Consider the following 20,511-nt stretch of genomic DNA (forward strand, 5'->3'; position numbering starts at 1 on the left):
GGCGCCGCGTGCCGAGATGTTCGTGAGAACCGGCACCACTTGTGGATCTTGCCCGCCGGTGGCGCCGGCGGTAGCTCCGGAGCCCGTTCACCCTCCGTGCAATCAATCATGAACCACGCCGGATGCGAGTGCGCGGATCTGCCGATGAGCGCGCACCCCTGGCTTCCCGAGCGACGTCACGTGACGAGCACGGCGGTGAGCATCGAGAGATACGGCTCATGGGCGAGACGCAGGCTGTCAAGGTCGGACGTCATGAACCACGCCTCAACATGACCGCCCGGCAGGTCCCACACGTCGGGATACCAACGGCGTCCGGCACTTCGATGACACAGCAACACCCGATCGCCGTCGCGAAGAACGGCCGTCACAATCCGGACCGGACCGGAGTCGTCAGCGGAGATCGTCATCGGCACATTCTGACCCATGCGGATCGGCCGCAGACAAGGCGCGTCCCGCCTCCGACACCCGTCACCGTGCGTGAGCGGTGCGCCGGCCGACGACAGACGTATCCCGCCCCCACCGAGGGGCGGCGCCCAAACCCACGAACAGAGCCACTGATCACGCACTCTTGCCGTTGACCGCGGCGCAATGCACGTCTCCCAACGTATGGCCGCCGCCGGGCGCTTGGCGGCGCACCTCTAGGCCATCCGGGGAGAACTGTTGGTTCCTTCGCCGTCGCCGTGCCCGCGTACCCATCCAGTGGTCACACCACCGAATATGTGTATGCCGATGGATGGGTCGAACCTGATGTAGTTTCTGCCGTCGGCTGGTTCGTGCACTTCTTTGGCGATCACACTGTTCACGTCGGCCCTGTCGGCGTACCTGCTTCGCCACCGCCAGCCGTCTGGCTGCTGAGCACAAGGGCTTGCACTAGGTCGAAGGCATGGTCGTGGCCTATGGCATCCCCTTCGCCTGTGAGCTCCGGCGATAAATGGCCGGGGAGACCCAGAGCTATCTGGCCGAGGATGGTTCCCAGTCGGTCAGCTGACGCGTCAAACGCGAGTCAGTGAGTACGGCGGCGGGGCGCCAGGACCTCGGTGACCTTGGCGATGGCTTCGGCGCCGGGTTTGACGTAGCGCATGGCGGTGCGGGGGTTCTTGTGGCGGGTCTTGCCCATGATGAGCTGCAGCGGGACGTCGGCGTCGCCGAGGTGGGTGGCGGCGCTGTGGCGCAGCTGGTGCAGGTCGAGGCTGGCGTACTTGTTCAGCAGGACGCGGGCGCGGTCGTAGCCGAGGCGGGCGTGGCCGGTGTGCGGGCAGATGTCGGCGGCGGCCGGGCGGCGGGCGGGGACAGGGCGGCGTTCGGACAGGAACAGCGGACCATGCGTGCGCGTGCTGCCGTCCGGGAGGCGCAGTAGACGGGGCAGCAGGTGGGCGGTGCCGCTGTCCCAGTACACCCATTCGATGGCGCCGCCCTTGGAGCGGACGGGGGCGCGGCGGTGCTCCAGGTCGAGGTCTTCGACGTTGAGGGCGAGGATCTCGGCCGCTCTGGCCGCCGTTTCATAGAGCATCCGCCACAGCGTCTTCTCTCGTAGCGGGATGTCGCGGCGCGACAGCAGCCGGTGGATGGTGGTCTTGGCCACGGCGCGGGTCTCGTCGGCGCTTTCCTTGCGGCGTTCGGCGTCGGCCGGGACCGACGGGGCGGCCCAGTGCTTCTTGGTCTGGCACCAGGCGAGCCAGGAGGTGACGGCGGCTCGGTTGCGGTTCCAGGTCGCCGGCGTGCTCGCGCCCCACAGGGCGGTGAGCGCGGTGCCGATCTCGGTGTCGGTGACGTCGGCGAGCGGACGGTCGCGGCCGAGCCGGTCGATGGTGCGGTCGATCGCGGAGGCGTAGGCGCGGTGGGTGTTGGGGTTGGCCGTGCGTGGGGTGGCCAGGAAGGCGTCGGCGGCCGCGGCGAGGCTGACACCTCCACCGCGCAGCGCTGCGACCTTCGGCGCGGCGCTCATGCCGGCCGCCGGGCGGCGTTGATGGAGCCGGCCCAGATGGTGGCCCATATGTACCGGATAACGTGCCGGAGTCGCGCACCGTCCCGGCGGAGGGTTGTCCTGGTCGCCGCGCCGCCGTGATCGCTCATGTACGTGATAATAGACCATTATGACGTACATGTTTCCGGCCTTCGGTGTGTTTCTGGCGTACTCCGGCCGCCTTCCGCCCGCTGAACCATCTCGTATTGCACCGACTGATGCAAAACAGGTAGCGTGCTCGTATGGCGAGGCCGAGATCATTCGATGAGGACCGGGTCCTGGACACTGCGATGCGCACGTTCTGGGCGAACGGCTATGAGTCGACCTCGACCAGGGACCTGTGCGAGGCGCTCGGTCTCGACCGCAGCAGCGTGTACAACGCCTTCACCAACAAGCGCGAGCTGTTCAAGCGCGCGTTGACCCGCTACATGGACGCCACCACTGCCGACCAGTTGCGGATCCTTGACAATCACGAGCTGCCCGCAATCGAGCGGATCCGCGCGCTGTTCGCCAAGATCCTCCAGACGGAGGCAGAGAACCGGCGCGACGGCCACGGCCTCGGCTGCCTGACTGTCAACACCACGATGGAGCTTGCCGGCCGCGACCCAGAGATCACTCTGATGCTCGCCCGCGACACCGAGCGCCGAGTCGTCAGCCTGAGCGCGGCCATCAGGGGCGGGCAGCGCGATGGCGATATCGGCTCCACCCGCGACCCCGCCGAGCTCGCCAGGTTCGTCAACGCCGTGATCGCCGGGATCCGGGTGGCTGCTCAGGGCGGCGCCGACGACGCCACCATCGAGGCCATCGCGGCCACGGCCATGGACGCCCTGGCCTGACCTCTGCTTTTTCATGCCCATGTTCTACACCGATTGATGCAAAAAGGAGTCCCCTTGCCCAGAGCCGTCTACGTCCTGGCCATAGGCATCTTCGCCATGGTGACCAGTGAGTTCGCCGTCGGAGGCCTGATGCCCGAGATGGCAGGCGGACTCGGCGTGACCATCTCCCAAATCGGCTATCTGATCACCGCCTTCGCAGTGGCCATGTCGGCGGGCGGGCCACTGATGACCGTCGCGCTGGTACGGATACGCCCCAAACCCGCACTCATGCTGCTGTTCGCAATCTTTCTGGTAGGCAACGTGCTCGCGGCTGTCGCGCCCTCGTACCCGATCATGATGGTCGCGCGCGTCATCACCGGCGTCGCATCCCAGACGTTCTTCGGAGTCGCCATCTCGGTGGCGGTCCAGCTGACCCGTCCGGAGGTACGCGGCCGCGCCCTCGCCATCGTCTTGAACGGATTGATGCTCGGCACCCTGCTCGGGCTGCCACTGTCCACACTGATCGGCGGGCAGCTCGGCTGGCGCGCCGCCTTCTGGGCCGTCGGCGCCCTGACCGTCATCGCCGCACTCGCCACGATGACGGGCGTTCCCAGGCTCGGGCGTGCTGACGGCGGCAACAGCAACTTCAGGCAGGAGATGGCGGTTTTCAGGAACGGCCGGCTGTGGCTGGCGCTGTCGACCAGCACCCTCATCATCGGCGCGACCTTCGCCGCCTTCAGCTATCTCAGCCCGATCCTCACCCAGGTCACCGGGTTCACCTCGGAGTCTGTACCCCTCCTGCTCGTCGCGTACGGCGCAGCCACCGTGATCGGGAACCACATCGTCGGACGCCTGGCCGACAAACACACCACCAGCGTCCTGCTGTCCGGGCTGATCCTCAACACGATCTTCCTGGCCGGGTTCGCAATATTCGCTCACCTCAGCGTCCCCGCAGTGATCGCCATGCTGGGCGTCGGGCTGGTCGGAGTGACCATGAACCCGGCGATGGCCGTACGCGTCCAGCGCGTCGGTAACCCGGGGCCGCTGGTCAACACCGTCCACGCCTCCTTCATCACCCTCGGGGTGATCATCGGCTCCTCGATCGGCGGGCTGGTCATCGACGGCTTCGGGTTGCGAGCTCCCCTCTGGCTGGGCGTCGGGCTGGCCGTACTCGGGATGGTGTCCCTCCTGCCCGAGTACGGCCGTACCAGGGCCCAATCATCGACGGAGAGCCTCACTCACGAGCGCGGCGAAGCCGCCACCACCCACTGACGCGCCACACAAACCGAATCCACCACCCACTGACGCGACGCACGGGCCGAACCCGCACAACGGGCGGCCCGTCCGTACGAGAGCCCGGCATGCTGGGGTCTACTTGCCTGACGCGCCTTCCTCACCACCTCCCTGCTGGAGCAGGCCCGCGCCCACCTGTCCGTCGATGACCTCGACCTGCGCCTAGTCCTGGCGCTCGACCACCTCATCGGCATCGCCCAGGGCCGCCACCTGTTCAAGACGCACCGCTGACCGAGTTGCGACCTCAACACCCCTCATCGCCATCGTCGCCCCCGCCTTCCAGAACTACCTCACCAGCCCGCCGCCTCCGCCGACCAGCCCGCCAACCCGGCCGGCGGCCGGGCATAACTCCGTTACCGCCGGCGACTTTCGCCAGAGGATCGGGAACACTCGATGCGGGCCAGTGAACGGCCAGCGCAGTGGTGTCATGGCGGCCAGAAAGGGACGGTTGATGGAAAAAGCCGCATCAGATGGCTACCCCGCCCCGCTGACGGGCTTCAGCGACGCTCAACGCCGGGCGGCGATCGAGCGCTGGCGGCTGCTGCGGCCCCACCTCGAAGACGATGTCCCGCTGGCCCAGGTCGCCGCGTCCTGCGAGGTCCCGGAGCGGACTTTGCGCCGGTGGCGTGCCGCCTACCAGGCCGACGGCCTGGCCGGGCTGGTGCGCCGGCCGCGCTCGGACCGCGGCCGGGCGCGGATGCCCGAGCCGTTGCGGCTGCTGATCGAGGGCCTGGCGCTGCGGCCGCCCCGCAGAAGCGTCGCGGTGATCCACCGGCAGGCCGCCAGCGTCGCCACCGCACGGGATGGCCGGTCCCCGGATACTCCACCGTGCACGAGATCGTCCGAAACCTTGATCCGGCGCTCATAGCTCTCGGGCTGGAGGGCACGAAACGCTACCGGGAGGTGTATGAGCTGGTGCATCGCAGGGAGGCGTCCAAGCCGAACCAGATCTGGCAGGCCGACCACACCGAGCTGGACCTGTGGGTCGTGGATCCCAAGGGCCAACCGGCCCGGCCGTGGCTGACCGCCATCGATGACGACCACTCCCGCGCAATCGCCGGGTACGCCGTCAACCTGGAAGCGCCCTCGGCGCTGTCCACCGCGCTGGCCTTCCGGCAGGCGATCTGGCGCAAGGCCGAACCGGCCTGGCACGTGTGCGGGATCCCCGAGGTGTTCCACCTCGATCACGGCAGCGACTTCACCTCCTCGCACCTGGAACAGGTGATGGCCGACCTGCGCGTGCGGCCGATGTTCAGCAAGAAGGGCCAGCCGCACGGCCACAGCAAAATCGAACGGTTCATGGAGACCATGAACCAGATGTGCCTGGCCCACCTGCCCGGCTACGCCCCCAAGGGCAGCAAGGACCGCGCCGCCCAAGCCAAGCTGACCCTCGCCGAGCTCGACACCGCGATCGGCCGGTTCATCCGCGAGGTCTACAACCTGCGGCCACACTCGGAAACCCGCCTCCCGCCGCAGCCCCGGTGGGAGGCCGGCGCGTTCATCCCGCGCATGCCCGACTCCCTGGAGCAGTTGGACCTCCTGCTGTGCACCGTCGCCAAACCGCGCAAGGTCCACACCGACGGCATCCAGTTCCAGGCCCTGCGCTACATCGACCCGGTCCTGGCCGACTACGTCGGCGAACAGGTCACCATCCGCTACGGCCCCCGCGACATCACCGAGATCCGCGTCTACCTGCGCCACCCCGCCGGACGCCGCCCTCGCCCGCCAGCGGGTGCGGTTGCTGGCGGAAGCTTCCGCGGGGCAAGGAGTGGACCGCGCATTGGAGTGCCGGATAGCCTCGCGGGTGCCGTTGTGAGGGCCCGGCCATCAGGTCCGGTACGAGTCCAGCAAGGGCGATAGTTCAGCGACGACGGCGTCCAGCGGACCGACGTTCCTGCGGACCCTGGCGAACATGATCGCGCCTTCCAGAGCCCCGATCATCAGCGTCGCCACCGCGCCTGCGCGCTCCCCGGGCACGCCCAGCCGCACCAGCTCTGCGGCCACCGCCCCCTCCCACCGCCCGAGCGCGGCACGTACCTGCTCGTTGACCGCGGACTCCCCGCCCGCCAGGTCGGCGACCGTGGCCATCACAGGGCAGCCGCGCTCGTAGCCCCGCACCGAGAACTCGGCCTTCCACTGCTCCACCATGTGGGCGAAGAGCCCGGCCGGTGACGGGTCGGCAGCGATGCGCGCGTAGGAGGCGACCCGCTCGGCCGCGAAGTCCCCGGCCCAGAGCAGCGCCTCGCCGACGAGCTGGTCCTTACCGCCGGGAAAGTAGTGCTGGAATGACCCCCGCGGCGCGCCCGCGTGCTCGACCACGTCACGGATGCCGGTCCCTGTCACCCCCCGCGTCCGCAGCAGCTGCGCCGCGCTGTAGACGATGCGCTCTCTCGGACCGTGCGCCATCTGAACGCCTCTCCCTCTATGACGCTTGTCATAGTACGATGGCCGGGGAGGTGGTCATGGACGCGGGTTTCATCGGCCTCGGCGTCATGGGGCAGCCCATGGCACTCAACCTGACGCGCGCGGGGATGAAGATCGTCGTCTGGAACCGCTCGGCGGCCAGGAGCGAGCCGCTGCGCGCGGCAGGCGCGAAGGTGGCGGCGCGCCCCATCGAGGTGTTCGAGCAGGCCCGTACCGTGATCCTCATGCTGGCCAACGACACGGCGATCGACGCCGTCCTGGGCCGGGGCACCCCTGTGTTCGAGACGTACGTCGCACGGCACGCAATCGTCCACATGGGGACAACCTCGCCGGAATACTCACGCGAGCTGGAAGCCGACATCCGCGCCGCCGGCGGTGCCTATGTCGAGGCGCCGGTCTCGGGCTCGCGTAAGCCGGCCGAGGCCGGGCGGCTTGTGGCGATGGTGGCCGGCGAGCCGCCTGGCACGGAGGACGTGCTCCCGCTGCTCCGCTCGATGTGCCATGAGACAATTGGGTTCGGGCCGGTCCCGAACGCACTGCTCATGAAGCTTTCGGTCAACCTGTTCCTGATCACCATGGTCACCGGCCTGGCCGAGGCGGCCCATTTCGCCGACCGTCATGGCCTGGACCTGCAGCGGTTCGTGAGCGTGCTCAACGCAGGGCCTATGGCGAGCAGCGTGTCCCAGACGAAGGCGGCCAAGCTGGTCGACCGGGACTTCACCGTGCAGGCCGCGATCTCCGACGTCCTGGATAACAACTGCCGGCGGATCGCTGAGGCGGCGCGCGCGGCCGGGATCGCCTCGCCGCTGCTTGACGTCTGCCACGCCCTGTTCGGCGAGAGCGCCGCCTTGGGGCTCGCCGGTACCGACATGGTGGCGGTGATCCGCGCGATCGAGGAGCGTACGGCGGCGACGATTCGGGCCACGCTCCGGTAGGCGGGCGACGGCCAGCCGCGCGCCTTGGCGATGCTTTCGGCCTGCCGGTGAATGGCGGCCCGGGGTACTGGCCGGAAATTCCCGCTGAGCAATGAGGCTCTGGTCAGCGGGGCTCGTCGCCGCACTGAAGCAGGCCCTGACCGGCCTGGCCGCTGCGGCCACTCCTAGCATGGACGACTGGAGATGACCGGTGGCAAGACCGACTGATGTGAGTACGGAGCTTGGGCCTCGGCGGGAGAGCGATGCGTTCAACGCAACGGTGTCACCCATTGGGTACTCCCGTCCAGCAGTCCAGCGTCGACACAGCCCTGAACACCTCCCTTCCTGCCTGTGGTGCCGCTCAGGTGGAAGTGACCAGACCTGCTCTCTTGTCAATGGACTGTGAAATGTGCGAGGTGGGCGACTCGCCGAGAGAGATCATTCTCGTCTCGGTGGGGCTGCCTCAACGCTTCCGGTGATCACGTTTCGAAGCGAGTCGGGGGAACCGCATTCGATGCTTAGACAGGGGAAGATGTGGAAGCGCAGGCTTGCACGCCGGAGTCACCTCCGAACGGATCAGCGCAATCGCCCGCAGCCACCGCCGTTCGGGGTCGCCGGCGAAGGTCGGCCCGAAGACGAGTCTCATCCCCTTGTGGAAATCGGCCCAGTTTGGGGACGGGGTTATAAATCTAGCCAAGCGCCTTTACACTGTAGATTCATACCGAGGACGCAGCCAGCCCATCTGAGCAGTCCCGCTGCTCCCCCACAATGCGCCAAGACTTGAGCGTCGCTCGCGGGGATGTGCTGGCAGTCGCGCGACCTCGCTGCTCATCGCTTCGCCGGGCCAGGCTGAGGTTTCGCCTGCCACCCCTACCCCACTGCGCAATTCTCCGGCGTCGTTTAACCGGAGCTGAGCTTGGGAGCCGACACCCCGTACCACCACCTGTCCCTCGTCCGTGCCGGAGCCCACTTCGAACGCGGCCAGTTCGTAGAACGCCCCGAGGACCCCACCGCGTGAACAGCTTCGGCCGACCGAGCTGCTGATCTTCGGCAACCCCCGGGGCGGCACCCCCTTGATACAGGAGCGGCAGACCAGCGGCATTGACCTCCCCGTGAAGGCTCTTGCCTGGCAGGACGCGGACGGCGACGTGTGGTCGACCTACAACGATGCCGCCTGGATCGCCGACCGTCACCAACTGGGAACCGAGAGCGAAGCCACCATCAAGGCCATGGAAGAGGGCCTTGCGGCGGTGATTCATCAGGCGACGAATCAGACTCCGATGCATAGCCTGCCCCGATCGTCATAGGCGAAGGCGCGACCCGGGGTTGAGCCGCCTCCCCGGCACCGGTTCCTTGGCGATGATCAAGATCTCCGGCATGTGATCGAAAGCGCGATGGCTCAGGTGCTCAGTCCTTACGAGATGCCGACAGCAGGTGATCCACCACTGCGAGCAAGGCGATGACGGCGAGGACGATCAGGAGGTTGACGCCGTAGGCCAGCGGGAGGATCGAGGGATTGTCAGCCCGCCGGCCCAGCGCCAGCACGGTCGGGAGGGTGGCCACCACCAGCGTTCCCGCCAGGATCAGAGCGGTCCGCACGGGCCGTGGCCACCGGCCGATCACCGTGCCGGCCACCGCCACCCCCGGCGCGAGCAGGGCGTCGTGCACGACGAGTACGCCGCCGAACCACAGCGCCCACCCGATCAAGACGCCCTCCATCGCCAGCCCGGCCAGGCCGAGCACGATCAGCGCGGCGCCCGCCGCGTAGCCGACCCACCTCATGCCACCCTCACTTCCTTGACCCACTTGGTCTGCTGGACGCCCGGCCGGTTCGGCGCGATCAGGCGAACCGGGTAGCCATGGTCGGCGTCCAGGGTCTGCCCGTTGATCCGCAGAGCCAGCAGCGTCAGCGGGTCGGTCCAGTGAGGTGGGCGGAGCTCGCTGGTCCGATATGCCCCCGCCCGTTCGAGGGACTCAACGGTGACGAAGGCGTCCGGGGAGGCGCCGGCGGACAGGAGCAGGTCGCGCAGCCGGACTCCGGTCCACTCGCACTCGACGCTCCAGCCCTCCACGCACGAGATCGGCAGGCGCACGGTGTGCTGCGGCAGCCGTACGAGGTCGGCGTAGCCGAGCGACAGGGTCGTACGGACGGCACCGGTGACCAGCAGTCTGTAGTCCGGGCCTGCGACCACGCCCGCCGCGGCCGCAGACCGGTTGACCGGCACCCCTTGGGCTCCGACACGGGGATCGCGCGGGGCCAGGACGGCCAGCCGTGCCAAGGGGGTGACCGCCTCGCCGGCGGTGACCAGGGCTGTCAGACCGCAGGCGGCGGCGACAGTGAACAGGAAGCGCCTACGCTCCGGGCTCTCCACCCGGGTCCACAGGTTCCGCCTGACCTTGGCCCATTCGTTGGCCACGTGGATCAGGAGCGCGCCATAGACGACGTAGGCCGTCCAGTAGTGCGCCTGGAGGAAGCCGAACGGCCACGGGTAGACGTAAGCGATGTTCAGCGCCCCGGTGACGAGCTGGAACAACGCGCCCGCCACCAGGAGCAGCACGCACAGGCGCTCGACGGCGTGGCCGGCGGAGCGGAGCGGCGGCCACTGCCACAGCTTCGGGTACACCACCCACAGCTTGGCCAGCAGCAGGGGAATCGTGGCGATCCCACCGATGACGTGCAGCCCCTGGGTGACCCGGTAGAGGTTGACCGGTCTGGATGGCCACAACAGCCAGGCGGGCGGATGCTGCAGGAAGTGGCTGAACAGCCCGGTGGCGAAGGCGACGGTGAAGCTCACGCCGAGCCAGGCTCCCAGCTTGGCGGCCACCTGCTCAGAGCGCAGGCGGCTGGTGAACCTGGCGGAGACGGTCTTGAGGATCATTGGCTTATTTCCACTCGATGAGGGCGGCGTACGACCCAGCCGATCAGCACGGCCGGTGCAGCCGCGGCCTGGAAAGGGGTTCCAAAACTGTCGAGGGCGGCCGGGCCGGCGGCGTAGGCGACCGCGCCTTCCAGGGCCACGGCCAGCAGCGCACCCCGCCAGGACCGCTCGGCATCGCCGTACCTCAGAACGGCCAGGACGATCAGGGCAAGCAGCGTGATCGCAACGTAGGGGGCCCACGAGTACGGCAGGAGCAACCGCAGGACCGCGTACCGGTTGCCATGGCCGTCGTACCGCTCCTCCTGAAGGTGGCCCGCCACCGAGGTTCCCGAGGCCGGCACGTACGGCAGAAACGACAGTGCCACCACGAGCGTGGCGGGCACTGCGATGCCGAGGAGGCGCCGCCACGCCACTCCGTTCGCCACCACATCGGACAAGGCGCCGGGGAGCGGCTTGGCCGCCACGGCCGCCGGCGCGACGAGGTGCATGTTCCGGCTCATAGTCGGCAGCCTCGCACCCCTGGCTCGGTTCTCGGCCGCCACGGCGTCCGCCGTTCGCCCTCCGTAAGAACACTTACGAACCGCGAACGTCGCTTCGGGGATCCCTCGGCCGTGCTACGGTCGGCGGCGTAGGAGTGAAGGCCACCGGCTCGGCCGTTTCCCGGCGGGCACGTGGCCGAGGCCCTGGCGGCGACCGGTCACGACGGCATCGTGTTGGGTCTGCGACCGGCCGTACTGGTCTCGTCGCGCGGGCGGGCCTGACGATGCCGCAGGCGTCACCGGTGACTGCTGACCCAGGCCGCGATCTGCACCCTGGACGTGAATCCCAGCTTGGTCAGGATGCTCTCGACATGACTCTCGGCGGTGCGCTGGGCGATGACCAGCTTCGCGGCGATGTCCTTGTTGCTCAGCCCCTCGGCGATGAGGTCGGCCACCTCTCGCTGCCTGGGGGTGAGAGCGGCCGCCTGCCCGGGCTCCGCCTCCCGGCGGGGTGCGGGGGCCCGCGCCCCCGTGTCCAGCGCGTAGTCGACGGCCTGATCGACGGTGAGCTCGACACCGCGCTGGAACGCGTCGGTGTAGCCGGAATGGCCCAGGGACATGCGCAACTGCGTCTCGCACAGGTTGTGGAACTCGGCGAACGGCCGGAGCGCCGGCAGCGACGTGCCCATCGCCTGCCAGACCATGCCGGCGGCGCCGAACAGCCGGGCCGCGCGCTCGTCCCGGCCGTCGGCCGCCTCGACCCAGGCCAGCACCTCGAGGCAGGCGGCGACACCCCACCGGTCGTCCAGCGACCGCATGATCTTCAGGCCGCTCCTGACCAGGGCGGAGGCCCGTTCCTGCTCGCCCCTGAACCACCGTGCGAGCCCGACGACCCACAGCGCGTTGGACTTCGACAGGTAGGCGCTCCGGGCCTCGCACATCGCCAGGCACTCGGCGGCGAGCGAGTCCGCGCGGTCATCGTCTCCAGCGCTGGAGTAGGCGATGACCAGGTGGAACAGAGTCATCCACACGCCGTCCTGGTCGCCGTTGGCCGCGTGGAGGTCCCGCGCTTCGCGCAGGAGCCCGATCGCGCCGGCCGTGTCGCCCTGGAGGTAGGCGGTCAGCCCGGAGAAGTGCGCGACGAACGCGAGGGCGACCCGGTCGTCGAGCCGCCGCGCCAGCTCGCGGCACTCCTCCAGCAGTGGCGAGGCCGCGGTCGGATCGGCCTGCCTGAGGGCGAACCAGGCGTCCACCCACAGCGCCTTGACCCGGGCGGCGGTGGGCTCCTTGTCCAGCTCCAGCGCCCGCTCCAGCCAATGGCGGCCCTCGCCGAAGGAGCCGGCGAAGAACACCCAGTAGTTCCACAACGCCGCCACGATCTCCAGGGCGTGTCGCGCCTCACCGGGCTCGCGGAGGCAGAAGTCCAGCGCGACCCGCAGGTTGGCGTGCTCGTGCCGCAGCAGGGCGATCCACTCCCCCTGGCGCGGGCCGAACCAGTCGGCCTCCGCCCGTACGGCCAGGCCGCGGAAGTGGTCGCGATGCCGGCGGCGCGACGCCACCTCCTCCCCTGACTCGGCCAGGACGTTCTGGCCGTACTGACGGATGATCTCCAGCAGCCGGTAACGGGCGTGCGTGACGTCCTCGCCGCGTACCAGGATCGACTTGTCCAGGAGGGACGCCACCAGGTCGAAGATCTGCTCCTGCGGCAGGCCGTCGCCCGCGCACACGTGTTCGGCGGCCTCCAGGTCGAACTCGCCGGAGAAGACCGACAGCCGGGCCCACAGGGTCCGCTCCTGCGGGGTGCAGAGGTCGTAGCTCCAGTCGATCGCCGCACGCATCGTCTGGTGCCGGGGCACCAAGGCGCGGTAGGCGGGAGTATGGGTGTCGAGCCGGTCGAGGATCTGCGTCACGGACAGTGCCTGCAGCCGGGCCGCGGCCAGCTCGATGGCCAGCGGGATGCCTTCCAGGCGCCGGCAGAGCGCGGTCACCGCCTCCGCGTTGGCCTCCGTGACCGTGAAACCGTTCAGCACGGCGGTGCCCCGCTCGGCGAACAGCCTCACCGCGTCGGACTGCGTCAGGGCCGCCAGCGGCTGGCCCGGCTCCGGGACGGCCAGCGGAGGCACGGTCAGCACGTACTCACCTTCGACGCCCAGCGTCTCCCGGCTGGTCGCCAGGATCCGCAGTCTGGGGGCCGCGCCCAGCAGCTTGCCGGCGAGCACGGCGGCCGCGTACGTCAGGTGCTCGCAGCCGTCGAGCACCAGCAGCAACTGCTTGTCCTCCAGGAACTCCGCCAGCCCCGACAGGGGGCGTTGGGACGACTCGTCACGCAGACCCAGAGCGTCGGCCACAGCCCGCGGGAGCAGCTCTCCGTCCTGGAGCAGGGCCAGATCGACCAGCCACACGCCGTCACAGAAGGCTCGCCGGGCCTCAGCCGCCACGCGCAACGCCAGCCGGGTCTTGCCCACCCCGCCGAGGCCGGTCAGCGTGAGCATACGCGTCTCGGCCAGCATCCGCCGGGCCTGTGACAGCTCCTGCCGGCGGCCGACGAACTCCGTCACCTCGACGGGCAGGTTACCGGCGGGCCGCTTTCGCGTCACCACTGCCATGGTTAACAGTAGGTTTCGCCCACGAACCAGGTCAAACGTTTCGCCAGGTCAGCCGGAGTGCCCGGCCCGCCAGGCGATACCAGCCTGGGCCATCTGAGTACGATTGAGACCCAGGTGGAAGGCGAGGCGTCGTCGCCGTTCGACAGGTCGACGCCGGCGATCTTCTCTATCCGGCGCAGCCGGTAGTACACGCTCACGCGGCGGTCGCACAGGCCGACGGCGGTGCGCTGGACGTGCCCGCGATTGCCGAGGAACGACTCCCCCGGATCGTCCGCCCGCGCTAAGCGGATGTGGTCGAGCCCGTGGGCTTCGGGCAGGGGGAAGGGATTGTCGCCGCGAGTACGGCGTACGTGAGGAACACGCGCGATTGGCGGAGCATCGCTTCGTCTTCGTTGCCTTGTGCGGTGTAAATCTGCACCGCTCTTGGCGCTAACGTGATCTGGTGTCCCGCTTGCCCATTCTCTGCGTAGCCGTCCTGACTGTTGCGGTCGGGTTGGGGGTGCGCGCGTTCTTCGACGGCCCCGTGTCGAAGTACGCGGGCGACGCCCTCTACACCGTGTTGATCTACACGCTCGTGGCGTTGGCCCTCCCCAGGGTGCGCCCTTGGATGGCGGCGGCGCTGGCGGCCGGGGCGAGCTGGGCGATCGAGTTCGCCCAGCTCGGGGAGATCCCGGCCGTGCTGCGGCCACTGCTGGGCAGCACGTTCAACCCGCCCGACCTTTTCTGGTACGCGGTGGGCGCCGCGGCGGCCTGGGCCACGCACACGCTCTGGTTGCGGAGGGCGGGATGACGGCGTGGCGGATCCTGCTCGGGGTCAGCAGGACCTGACCTCGTCCAGGTAGGAGGCCATGCCGTAACGGAAGAAGAATGTCTTGTGCGGCTGGAGCACCTTGCACGGGCTGTCGAAGTTGTACTGAATGATGATCTTGATGCGGATGGTACGGCCGCAGTCGTTGCGCACCTTCACCCACTTGCTGAGGTCGTGTCCCGTCCAGGTCGTCGCGCAGTCCGGGGCGCTGTCGAGGATGGTGCTCGCGTCCGCGACGGCCGTCGGCCCGGCCAGTGCACCGGCGGAGGCCGACGCGCCATAGGCGGGCAACGCGACCAGTGCGGCAGAGGTGAGCGTCGCCATGGCCATGAGTCGGAATTTTCCTGTCATGCTCATCCATTCCTCTCGACTGATGATCAGCGATTGCGTGATCGCAGTGATCGGTAGAGCCGCCGAGTTCCACTGAATCGAACAAGCCTTTCCTTGATCTCAGTGGACCGCCTCCGCGATACGCGGCGGGTTATCCGCTCACCGCGGCAGCTGAGATGGCGGCCACCTTCAGCTCGGTCTCCTGGAATTGACCGGGCACGGCCAGCTCACCTGGGCAGACAGGTGTCTAACAAGCGACGCAACACAATTGGACACAATTGACCGATCTTGCACGTCGGGCGTAAAACGCCAAGAGGACCAGCCGACCGTCTCATTCCCCTTAGGAAGGTGGTCTTCAGATGGGCGACGCGGTGACCTCGCCTCCGCCAGATCCGGCATCGGCAGGCAGCGCCCGGGAATTCGTCGACGTACTCGACCGGCTCAGGATCTGGGCGGGACGGCCCTCACTGCGCCGCTTGCGCCACCTGGCCGGCCGCTCGACCACCCCCGATGGCCACCAGTCGGATGCCCTGCCACCGAGCACCGTGTCCTACATCCTCAACGGACGAGGGCTGCCCGGCCTGCCGCGGCTGGTCTTCGTCGAAGCCTACGTAGCGGCGTGCCTCGCCGCCTGCGACCTGTCACCCGAGGAGATCGAGACTGAAATCGCCCGTTGGCAGGACGCCTGGCGGCGAATAGCCAGCCCTGGTGACCTTGAGTCCGGCAGCCAGCCGGCCAAGGAGACAACGCCCTCGGTTCACGCCTCCGAGCCGATGCCCGCGCGGCCGGCCCGCGCCCGCATCGTGCTGGTCGGCCTGTCCGGGCTCGTGGCGGGCACGCTGATCGCCACGGTTGTGACCCTGTTCCTATGGCCGGCCGATAAGGGAATCCCCTTGGTCCGCGGCGAAGATCCCAACCGGTGTGATTCGCCGTACGTCTGCTTCTATGATCGCGGGCAGACCGGCCGGTTCCGCGACATCACCGACGGCTATCAATCCCTCAACGACAGCCGCGACACGCCGGCCATGGTCAACCCGCGCAAGGATGACGTGGTGTGGCTGCGCTGGGAGGACGGTCACAGTGAGTGCACCATGCCCTTCGCGACCTACCGCCTCGCCCCGCGAGTGGCCGAGATCCGCATCAGCCGCGACTATCGCTGTCCCCCGTACACGGGCAAGCATCGGGCCATCCTGGATCCGGCCGCAGTAGTTCCAGCGCCCCTGCCGCCCTGCTACGTCACCACCCCGCAACCTCGATCTTGAAGAGGGGGCCCGCGTAGCTTCGGCCGTATCCATTACTGCCGGGACCCCCCGTGGCCGGGATCTCGCGGCGGACGCCGAAGTGCTCTCGGGCCGGCTCCCTGAAGCGGCGGGCGATAGCGAAATCCGAGCGGGCCTGCCAAGGCGGGTCGATCCGCCGACAAGCCCTCCTGGGTGCGTCGCGCCCCGCTCGCCCCCGCGCTGGTCAAGGAGCTGCGCAAGGACTTCCGCGACCGGATCCGCATGGTGCAGTCGGTGGACGACATGGTGGCGCGCGTCCTTTCCACGCTGACGGACGCCGAGAAGCGCAACACGTACGTGGTGTTCACCAGCGACAACGGCTTCCACCTCGGCCAGCACCGCCTCGTACGCGGCAAGTCCACCGCCCACGACCACGAAGTCCGGGTGCCGCCGCTGGTCAAACGGCCTACGGCGGGACGGCACGGCTACCTGGTGACCGGCGCCATCGCCCAGCACGTCGACCTGTTCGCCACCTTCCTCGACATGGCAGAAGATGGCGCTGATCGAGCACGTCAAGCCCAACCCGGCCGCGCCGGGCGAGCCGGACCCGGACGCCGAGCCCCTTCAGGCGGGGATTCGCAGCCGCCCAGTTACGCGGAGGTGCGCACCGCCGGAGAGCTGTACGTGGTGTACGAGGGCGAGGCGAGGCCCGAGTACTACGACACGGTGGCGAATCCGAACCAGGAGTCCAACGACCCCGGCAACGCCAGGACCTCCGACCTGGGCAGGGTCCTCGACGCGCCGGCGGGGTGCGGGAAGCCCGGCGCGCCGGACTGCTGGACCGCGGCCCGGCTCTGACCTGGAGAACCCGGCCTGGAAACGCGGACAGAGAGACGCGCAGCATCTGCTGGTTCTGGCCGGGACGCCGGCCTTAGGACGCGGCTCCAACGGGTCCAGCCGAGCGGCGGCCGGAGAGCCGACCCGTGGCGCGGCCGCGCGCACCCCCGAGCTCGGTCGGCCAGGGCGCGGTCCGTGACGGCCGGTGCCTGCCGAGCTCACGGGTCTCCCGCGCTTTCACCCCTCGTCCCCGCTGATCTCCTCGCCGGTCAGCTCGCGCAGGCGGCGCAGCAGCGCCGCACGACGGGCATGGGCCCGTACTAGCAGCGCCAGCGCCACCGCGACGAACAGGCCCCCGACCGCCAGCGCAAGCCCCAGACCGGTGCCGCGCTGGACGGTGACGACGACCACCAGCGCGGCCGTGGCGGCGGAGGCGATCAGGCCGATCCAGGCGGCGATCAACCGATCGGCCGCGAACAACGGCACCCGGCGTGTCAGCAGCCACCCGCCGTAGCCGGCCCACGCCAGGCAGAACACGGTGAACAGCCCGAACGCCAGATGCGTACGGCCAGGCAGCGGGCCCGGTTCGCTCCACCACAACGCGGCCACGAACACCGCTCCGGCAAGCCCGGCCACCAGCGCCGCCACCGCCCGGACACGCCTGCTCGGCGACAGCGACCGCTCCAGCCGCTCGATCATCTCCTGCGCCGACAGGCGCGGTTCCTCCTCGGTCATGGCCGATACCCCTTCTCCTCCAGGTGCTCACGCAGCAGGCGACGGGCCCGGTTGAGCCGGGACTTGACCGTGCCGGCGGGGATCTGGCAGATCTGCGCGCAGTCCTCCACCGGCAGGTCTTCCAGGTAGAACAGGACGAGGACCTCCCGCTCCAGCACCGGTAGGGCCGACAGGGCGCTCACCAGCTCGGCGCGCTCCACCATGGCCTCGACCGGGTCCTCGACGGCCAGGTCTCCCTGCGCGAGCCCCTCCTCCTCGCCTGCGTACTGGCTGCGCAGGCGGTCGATCACCGACCGACGGACGATCGTGAACAGCCAGGGCGCGAACCGGCCCGGTTCCCGCAGCCGGGGCAGGCCGCGGACCACCGCCAGCCAGACCTCCTGGCTCACGTCGTCGGCCCGCTCGGCATCCAGCATGCGCCGCACGTACGTCCACACCGGCACCCGCCAGCGGGCCACCAGCTCGGCCAGTGCCGCCCGCTCACCCAGCTGGGCGCGCACCACCAGCAGCTCATCGGTCATCTCATCCTCCCGTCACCCTGCACAGTCGGACGAGAAGCCGATCAGGTTCACCGTTTCCGCATCATCGTGCGGAGCCGACCAGGCTCATTCTGGCCATCGAGGCAAGCAGCGCAACGCCGCCGGAACCATCCAGCAGAACCTGGGACGCGCCCCGCCACCATCGACCGGCGGCAAGCATCGCCCTGGCCCGCTTGGCCGAACTCATCCGCGCGCACCGTGCCGAACATCGCAGCCGGTGGCGCGGCCCTCGGCACTGGAAGAACGAAAACGTACGCTGGGCCCGTCCGCCCAGCCCGCTGGTGGTGCGTGATCGTCGTCGAGCGGGGGCAATGGCGTACGGCGTCTGGCCGAGCCCGCTCAAAACGCCGCACCGCCGTTCCGAACAACGCGCTCGGGGCACCGCCTCGGGCGCGTTCAGGCGCATGGCGGCCGTGTACGGGCATTGGCGCTCGCCACCGGCACCGACCTGGTGATGTCGGTTTCCCAGGATGGGACGGCCGCGCTCTGGCGGCTGCACGGCCATGGGCCCGTCGGCTGCTTCGCGCCCCCCACGCCCTCCGGCCTCCGGGAGCTGACCCATGTGGCAGGTACGCCCGACGGGCGGTGCTGGCTGATCGGCGGGCGCGGCGGCCAGGTCCACGTTCTCCACTGGTCCGGCCATGCCGGGCTCGTGCCACACCGCGTCGGCCGTACCTCCTGGGTGACGGACGGCGGTGACGTGGAGACCCTGCTCGACGACATCCGCCACCACTGGGACGACGGCCCGGCGAGCGTGGCCGCAGTCCGTGAGCCGGCCTCGGGCGACCTCGGCGAAGCCTGGCACGGGACGGCGGTGGACGCGCTGGCGGACCTGATCGTGAACGGTGCGGACCAGACGGCCCGGGAGGCCGCGGTGATCGCGCTGGCGGAGATCGACGAGGGCAAGACCACCGCCCTCTACCTGATGTTCGATCGTCACGACAGCCACGGTTCCGCCGAGCGGTTGCCGGCGTACTTCACCGGCGAGGACAGGTCCACGACGGAGGAGCTCATCGCGAGCCTGCCCGAGATCGACAACTTCCTCGCTGTGCTCACCTCGGCCGCCCTGGGCGAACGGGGCGCTGCCGCGGTCCCGGCGGTGCACGCGTTTCCCTTCCCGACCCGGGAAGACGCCGACCACTGGTTCCGTGACGAGTCGACCAAGTACCGGCTGATGCCCGCCCTCAGGCGGGCCGGTACGGCCGCGGCGCCCGCCCTGCTGGCCGTGCTGGAGGACGACGAGACGGAAGGCTTCAGCCTCCTGCTCGATGTGCTGCTGGGCATGCCGCCCGCAGCTCTGGTGGCCTCCCGCGAGGTTGGACCGGCGCTGGACGCGGTGCGGCGCCGCTTCGGCGACGGCATAGGAACGTACGAGGAGAACGGCGAGATTCGCGAGTACACCGGCTTTGAAATACGGCTTGCCGACTGCATCGACGAGAAGATCGCCGAGCAGATCAAGAGTTGAGCAGCCCGCGGACGTGCGGGGCCGCCGGTCCTGCCGGTGCCGTGCGAACTGTGATTCTTGACCTGCAGCCCGGTTGGGCCTGCCACGCTCGACGTCCGCACTTGGCATGACCCACATCCGGAACTGGCGCCCGGTACGGGGTAGGCGTTCGCCGGACTCGCCTGCTGGTGCTAGGCATTGGCTCGGCGGAGGCGTTCGGCTGCTTGTGCCCGGAGCGCATTACCGGACACTGGGATGTCGCCGTGCAGCGCTTCCCATCGGGCGTTGTGCGCTGCCGGCCACAAGCTGGCCGCCCACGCGATCTCCTGCTCCACGGCCGTGAACAAGCGGCCCCGAATGTCCTGATAAGCCACCAGGAACGCCTCGGAACTTTCGAACGGCGCCAGCGTGGGCGGCCTGGCGCTGGCGAACGCGCCACTCGCCGCTCCCACCAGCGCCGCCTCCGGCTGCCACGCCAGGCTGTCCCAGTCGTGCACCGCCCACACCTCCCGGCCGTGCCACCGGAGGTTCTGTGCCTCGAAGTCGGCGTGGCCCAGCACGCACGGCAGGCTGACGGCCAGCAGCCGCCCGCGGGCCCGGTCAGCCGTGCCAGCGACGTACGCGGGCACGGCGCTCTGGTCTCGGGCATCGAGGAACTCGATCGCCGGCCACACTCCGGAATCCGTGTGGTCCCAGCGCACCCAGCGCGGATTCGGCAGCGGCGGCGCGACCGTCACGTCAGCCAGTTCGGCCATCAACTGGGCGAACACCTCCGCATAGCGCACGGCCACGTCCGGCGAGTCCCCGTCCAACACCTCGCCGCCGGGCCGGAACTCCTCGGCGTGCACGGCCAGCGAACCGACACCGACCACTGGCGTGAGCGGCCGGGCACACGCAAATCCGCGCCCGGCCAACCGGGCCTGCGCCGCGACACACGACACGGCCCGACCATCATCGGCGCGCGTCTTCACCACGACGTCCCTACCATCGACCAACCGGAGACCGAACACCATTGACATGTGTTGCAGCCGGAACAGCACGTCGGCGGGTTCGCCACCCAGATGGTCCAGACACCAAGCCGGCAACCAGTCCGGCAGATCGTCCAACGGCACACCGAGGACTGTGCCATGTGCACCGACGCGGCGGAAGCGAGGGGCTCCGCGGGCCGAATCGCGAAAGGGGCTGACCCGGGAGAACCGGCGCGTGCGGGCCGTGCGATAGATAC

Annotated in this window: 21 protein-coding genes and 1 pseudogene; 10 read left to right on the forward strand and 12 right to left on the reverse strand. The window is 69.3% G+C overall.

Annotated features, from left to right (window positions below):
• Positions 1 to 176: 176 nt before the first annotated feature.
• A complete protein-coding gene (locus ACQPWU_RS30370; protein WP_433427484.1) occupies positions 177 to 407 on the reverse strand; it encodes an NUDIX hydrolase in 231 nt (76 codons plus the stop codon).
• A gap of 596 nt (positions 408 to 1,003) precedes the next feature.
• A complete protein-coding gene (locus ACQPWU_RS30375) occupies positions 1,004 to 1,993 on the reverse strand; it encodes a tyrosine-type recombinase/integrase (RefSeq protein ID WP_433427487.1) in 990 nt (329 codons plus the stop codon).
• Positions 1,994 to 2,205: 212 nt separating this feature from the next.
• Between ACQPWU_RS30375 and ACQPWU_RS30380 the strand changes: the two genes are divergently transcribed.
• The 4 genes from ACQPWU_RS30380 to ACQPWU_RS30395 all read left to right on the forward strand — a co-directional run bounded on the left by ACQPWU_RS30380 (position 2,206) and on the right by ACQPWU_RS30395 (position 5,931).
• Positions 2,206 to 2,799 carry a TetR/AcrR family transcriptional regulator gene (locus ACQPWU_RS30380; RefSeq protein ID WP_433427490.1) on the forward strand — a complete coding sequence of 198 codons (594 nt, stop codon included), beginning with the start codon at positions 2,206 to 2,208 and terminating at the stop codon, positions 2,797 to 2,799.
• Between the two features lie 54 nt (positions 2,800 to 2,853).
• On the forward strand, positions 2,854 to 4,050 hold the full coding sequence (locus tag ACQPWU_RS30385; protein WP_433427493.1) for an MFS transporter: 1,197 nt from the start codon (positions 2,854 to 2,856) through the stop codon (positions 4,048 to 4,050).
• A 472-nt stretch (positions 4,051 to 4,522) separates the two neighbouring features.
• Positions 4,523 to 4,939 carry a helix-turn-helix domain-containing protein gene (locus tag ACQPWU_RS30390; protein WP_433427495.1) on the forward strand — a complete coding sequence of 139 codons (417 nt, stop codon included), beginning with the start codon at positions 4,523 to 4,525 and terminating at the stop codon, positions 4,937 to 4,939.
• Positions 4,900 to 5,931, forward strand: a complete 1,032-nt coding sequence (locus tag ACQPWU_RS30395) for a Mu transposase C-terminal domain-containing protein (RefSeq protein ID WP_433427497.1) — start codon at positions 4,900 to 4,902, stop codon at positions 5,929 to 5,931. The genes ACQPWU_RS30390 and ACQPWU_RS30395 overlap by 40 nt, the downstream gene beginning before the upstream one ends.
• Here ACQPWU_RS30395 and ACQPWU_RS30400 read toward each other — a convergent pair.
• Complete coding sequence (locus ACQPWU_RS30400) at positions 5,899 to 6,477, reverse strand: TetR/AcrR family transcriptional regulator (protein WP_433427499.1); 579 nt, start codon at positions 6,475 to 6,477, stop codon at positions 5,899 to 5,901. The two genes, ACQPWU_RS30395 and ACQPWU_RS30400, sit on opposite strands and share 33 nt — an antisense overlap.
• Before the next feature lie 38 nt (positions 6,478 to 6,515).
• Here ACQPWU_RS30400 and ACQPWU_RS30405 point away from each other — a divergent pair, with 38 nt between their 5' ends.
• Positions 6,516 to 7,430, forward strand: a complete 915-nt coding sequence (locus ACQPWU_RS30405) for an NAD(P)-dependent oxidoreductase (RefSeq protein ID WP_433427501.1) — start codon at positions 6,516 to 6,518, stop codon at positions 7,428 to 7,430.
• A 1,007-nt stretch (positions 7,431 to 8,437) separates the two neighbouring features.
• A pseudogene (locus tag ACQPWU_RS30410) lies at positions 8,438 to 8,716 on the forward strand (DUF302 domain-containing protein); the annotation flags it as partial.
• Positions 8,717 to 8,816: 100 nt separating this feature from the next.
• On the opposite strand, the gene ACQPWU_RS30415 reads toward ACQPWU_RS30410, so the two are convergent.
• The 5 genes from ACQPWU_RS30415 to ACQPWU_RS30435 form a co-directional block, all read right to left on the reverse strand.
• Positions 8,817 to 9,191, reverse strand: a complete 375-nt coding sequence (locus ACQPWU_RS30415) for a hypothetical protein (protein ID WP_433427503.1) — start codon at positions 9,189 to 9,191, stop codon at positions 8,817 to 8,819.
• Positions 9,188 to 10,288 carry a molybdopterin-dependent oxidoreductase gene (locus ACQPWU_RS30420; protein WP_433427505.1) on the reverse strand — a complete coding sequence of 367 codons (1,101 nt, stop codon included), beginning with the start codon at positions 10,286 to 10,288 and terminating at the stop codon, positions 9,188 to 9,190. The genes ACQPWU_RS30415 and ACQPWU_RS30420 overlap by 4 nt, the downstream gene beginning before the upstream one ends.
• A complete protein-coding gene (locus tag ACQPWU_RS30425) occupies positions 10,285 to 10,788 on the reverse strand; it encodes a hypothetical protein (RefSeq protein ID WP_433427508.1) in 504 nt (167 codons plus the stop codon). The genes ACQPWU_RS30420 and ACQPWU_RS30425 overlap by 4 nt, the downstream gene beginning before the upstream one ends.
• A gap of 275 nt (positions 10,789 to 11,063) precedes the next feature.
• Positions 11,064 to 13,364, reverse strand: a complete 2,301-nt coding sequence (locus tag ACQPWU_RS30430; RefSeq protein WP_433427510.1) for an ATP-binding protein — start codon at positions 13,362 to 13,364, stop codon at positions 11,064 to 11,066.
• A gap of 11 nt (positions 13,365 to 13,375) precedes the next feature.
• Positions 13,376 to 13,741 carry a helix-turn-helix domain-containing protein gene (locus ACQPWU_RS30435; protein WP_433445327.1) on the reverse strand — a complete coding sequence of 122 codons (366 nt, stop codon included), beginning with the start codon at positions 13,739 to 13,741 and terminating at the stop codon, positions 13,376 to 13,378.
• A 74-nt stretch (positions 13,742 to 13,815) separates the two neighbouring features.
• Between ACQPWU_RS30435 and ACQPWU_RS30440 the strand changes: the two genes are divergently transcribed.
• Positions 13,816 to 14,163 (forward strand): DUF2809 domain-containing protein, encoded by a 348-nt coding sequence (locus ACQPWU_RS30440; RefSeq protein WP_433427512.1) that lies wholly within the window; start codon positions 13,816 to 13,818, stop codon positions 14,161 to 14,163.
• Between the two features lie 24 nt (positions 14,164 to 14,187).
• Here ACQPWU_RS30440 and ACQPWU_RS30445 read toward each other — a convergent pair whose 3' ends face one another.
• On the reverse strand, positions 14,188 to 14,532 hold the full coding sequence (locus ACQPWU_RS30445; RefSeq protein WP_433427515.1) for a hypothetical protein: 345 nt from the start codon (positions 14,530 to 14,532) through the stop codon (positions 14,188 to 14,190).
• A gap of 338 nt (positions 14,533 to 14,870) precedes the next feature.
• Between ACQPWU_RS30445 and ACQPWU_RS30450 the strand changes: the two genes are divergently transcribed.
• Together ACQPWU_RS30450 and ACQPWU_RS30455 are read left to right on the forward strand one after the other, a co-directional pair.
• Entirely contained in the window at positions 14,871 to 15,773 is a 903-nt protein-coding gene (locus tag ACQPWU_RS30450; protein ID WP_433427518.1) for a hypothetical protein, read from the forward strand.
• A 171-nt stretch (positions 15,774 to 15,944) separates the two neighbouring features.
• Positions 15,945 to 16,589: a sulfatase-like hydrolase/transferase gene (locus ACQPWU_RS30455; protein ID WP_433427520.1), complete on the forward strand. Its 645-nt coding sequence runs from the start codon at positions 15,945 to 15,947 to the stop codon at positions 16,587 to 16,589.
• 216 nt (positions 16,590 to 16,805) lie between these two features.
• On the opposite strand, the gene ACQPWU_RS30460 is transcribed toward ACQPWU_RS30455, so the two are convergent.
• Both ACQPWU_RS30460 and ACQPWU_RS30465 read right to left on the reverse strand, forming a co-directional pair.
• Positions 16,806 to 17,303 carry a hypothetical protein gene (locus ACQPWU_RS30460; RefSeq protein WP_433427522.1) on the reverse strand — a complete coding sequence of 166 codons (498 nt, stop codon included), beginning with the start codon at positions 17,301 to 17,303 and terminating at the stop codon, positions 16,806 to 16,808.
• Positions 17,300 to 17,824, reverse strand: coding sequence for an RNA polymerase sigma factor (locus tag ACQPWU_RS30465; RefSeq protein WP_433427524.1), 525 nt, complete (start codon positions 17,822 to 17,824; stop codon positions 17,300 to 17,302). Before ACQPWU_RS30465 ends, ACQPWU_RS30460 begins: the two co-directional genes overlap by 4 nt.
• A gap of 442 nt (positions 17,825 to 18,266) precedes the next feature.
• On the opposite strand from ACQPWU_RS30465, the gene ACQPWU_RS30470 reads away from it, so the two are divergent.
• Entirely contained in the window at positions 18,267 to 19,307 is a 1,041-nt protein-coding gene (locus ACQPWU_RS30470; RefSeq protein WP_433427527.1) for a hypothetical protein, read from the forward strand.
• A 170-nt stretch (positions 19,308 to 19,477) separates the two neighbouring features.
• Here ACQPWU_RS30470 and ACQPWU_RS30475 read toward each other — a convergent pair whose 3' ends face one another.
• The gene (locus ACQPWU_RS30475) at positions 19,478 to 20,398 is read right to left on the reverse strand and encodes a hypothetical protein (protein WP_433427530.1); all 921 of its coding nucleotides are present in this window, start codon (positions 20,396 to 20,398) and stop codon (positions 19,478 to 19,480) included.
• Between the last annotated feature and the right edge of the window lie 113 nt (positions 20,399 to 20,511).

Origin of the sequence: Nonomuraea sp. CA-141351, assembly GCF_050944675.1 — a bacterium.
Classification (GTDB): Bacteria; Actinomycetota; Actinomycetes; order Streptosporangiales; family Streptosporangiaceae; genus Nonomuraea.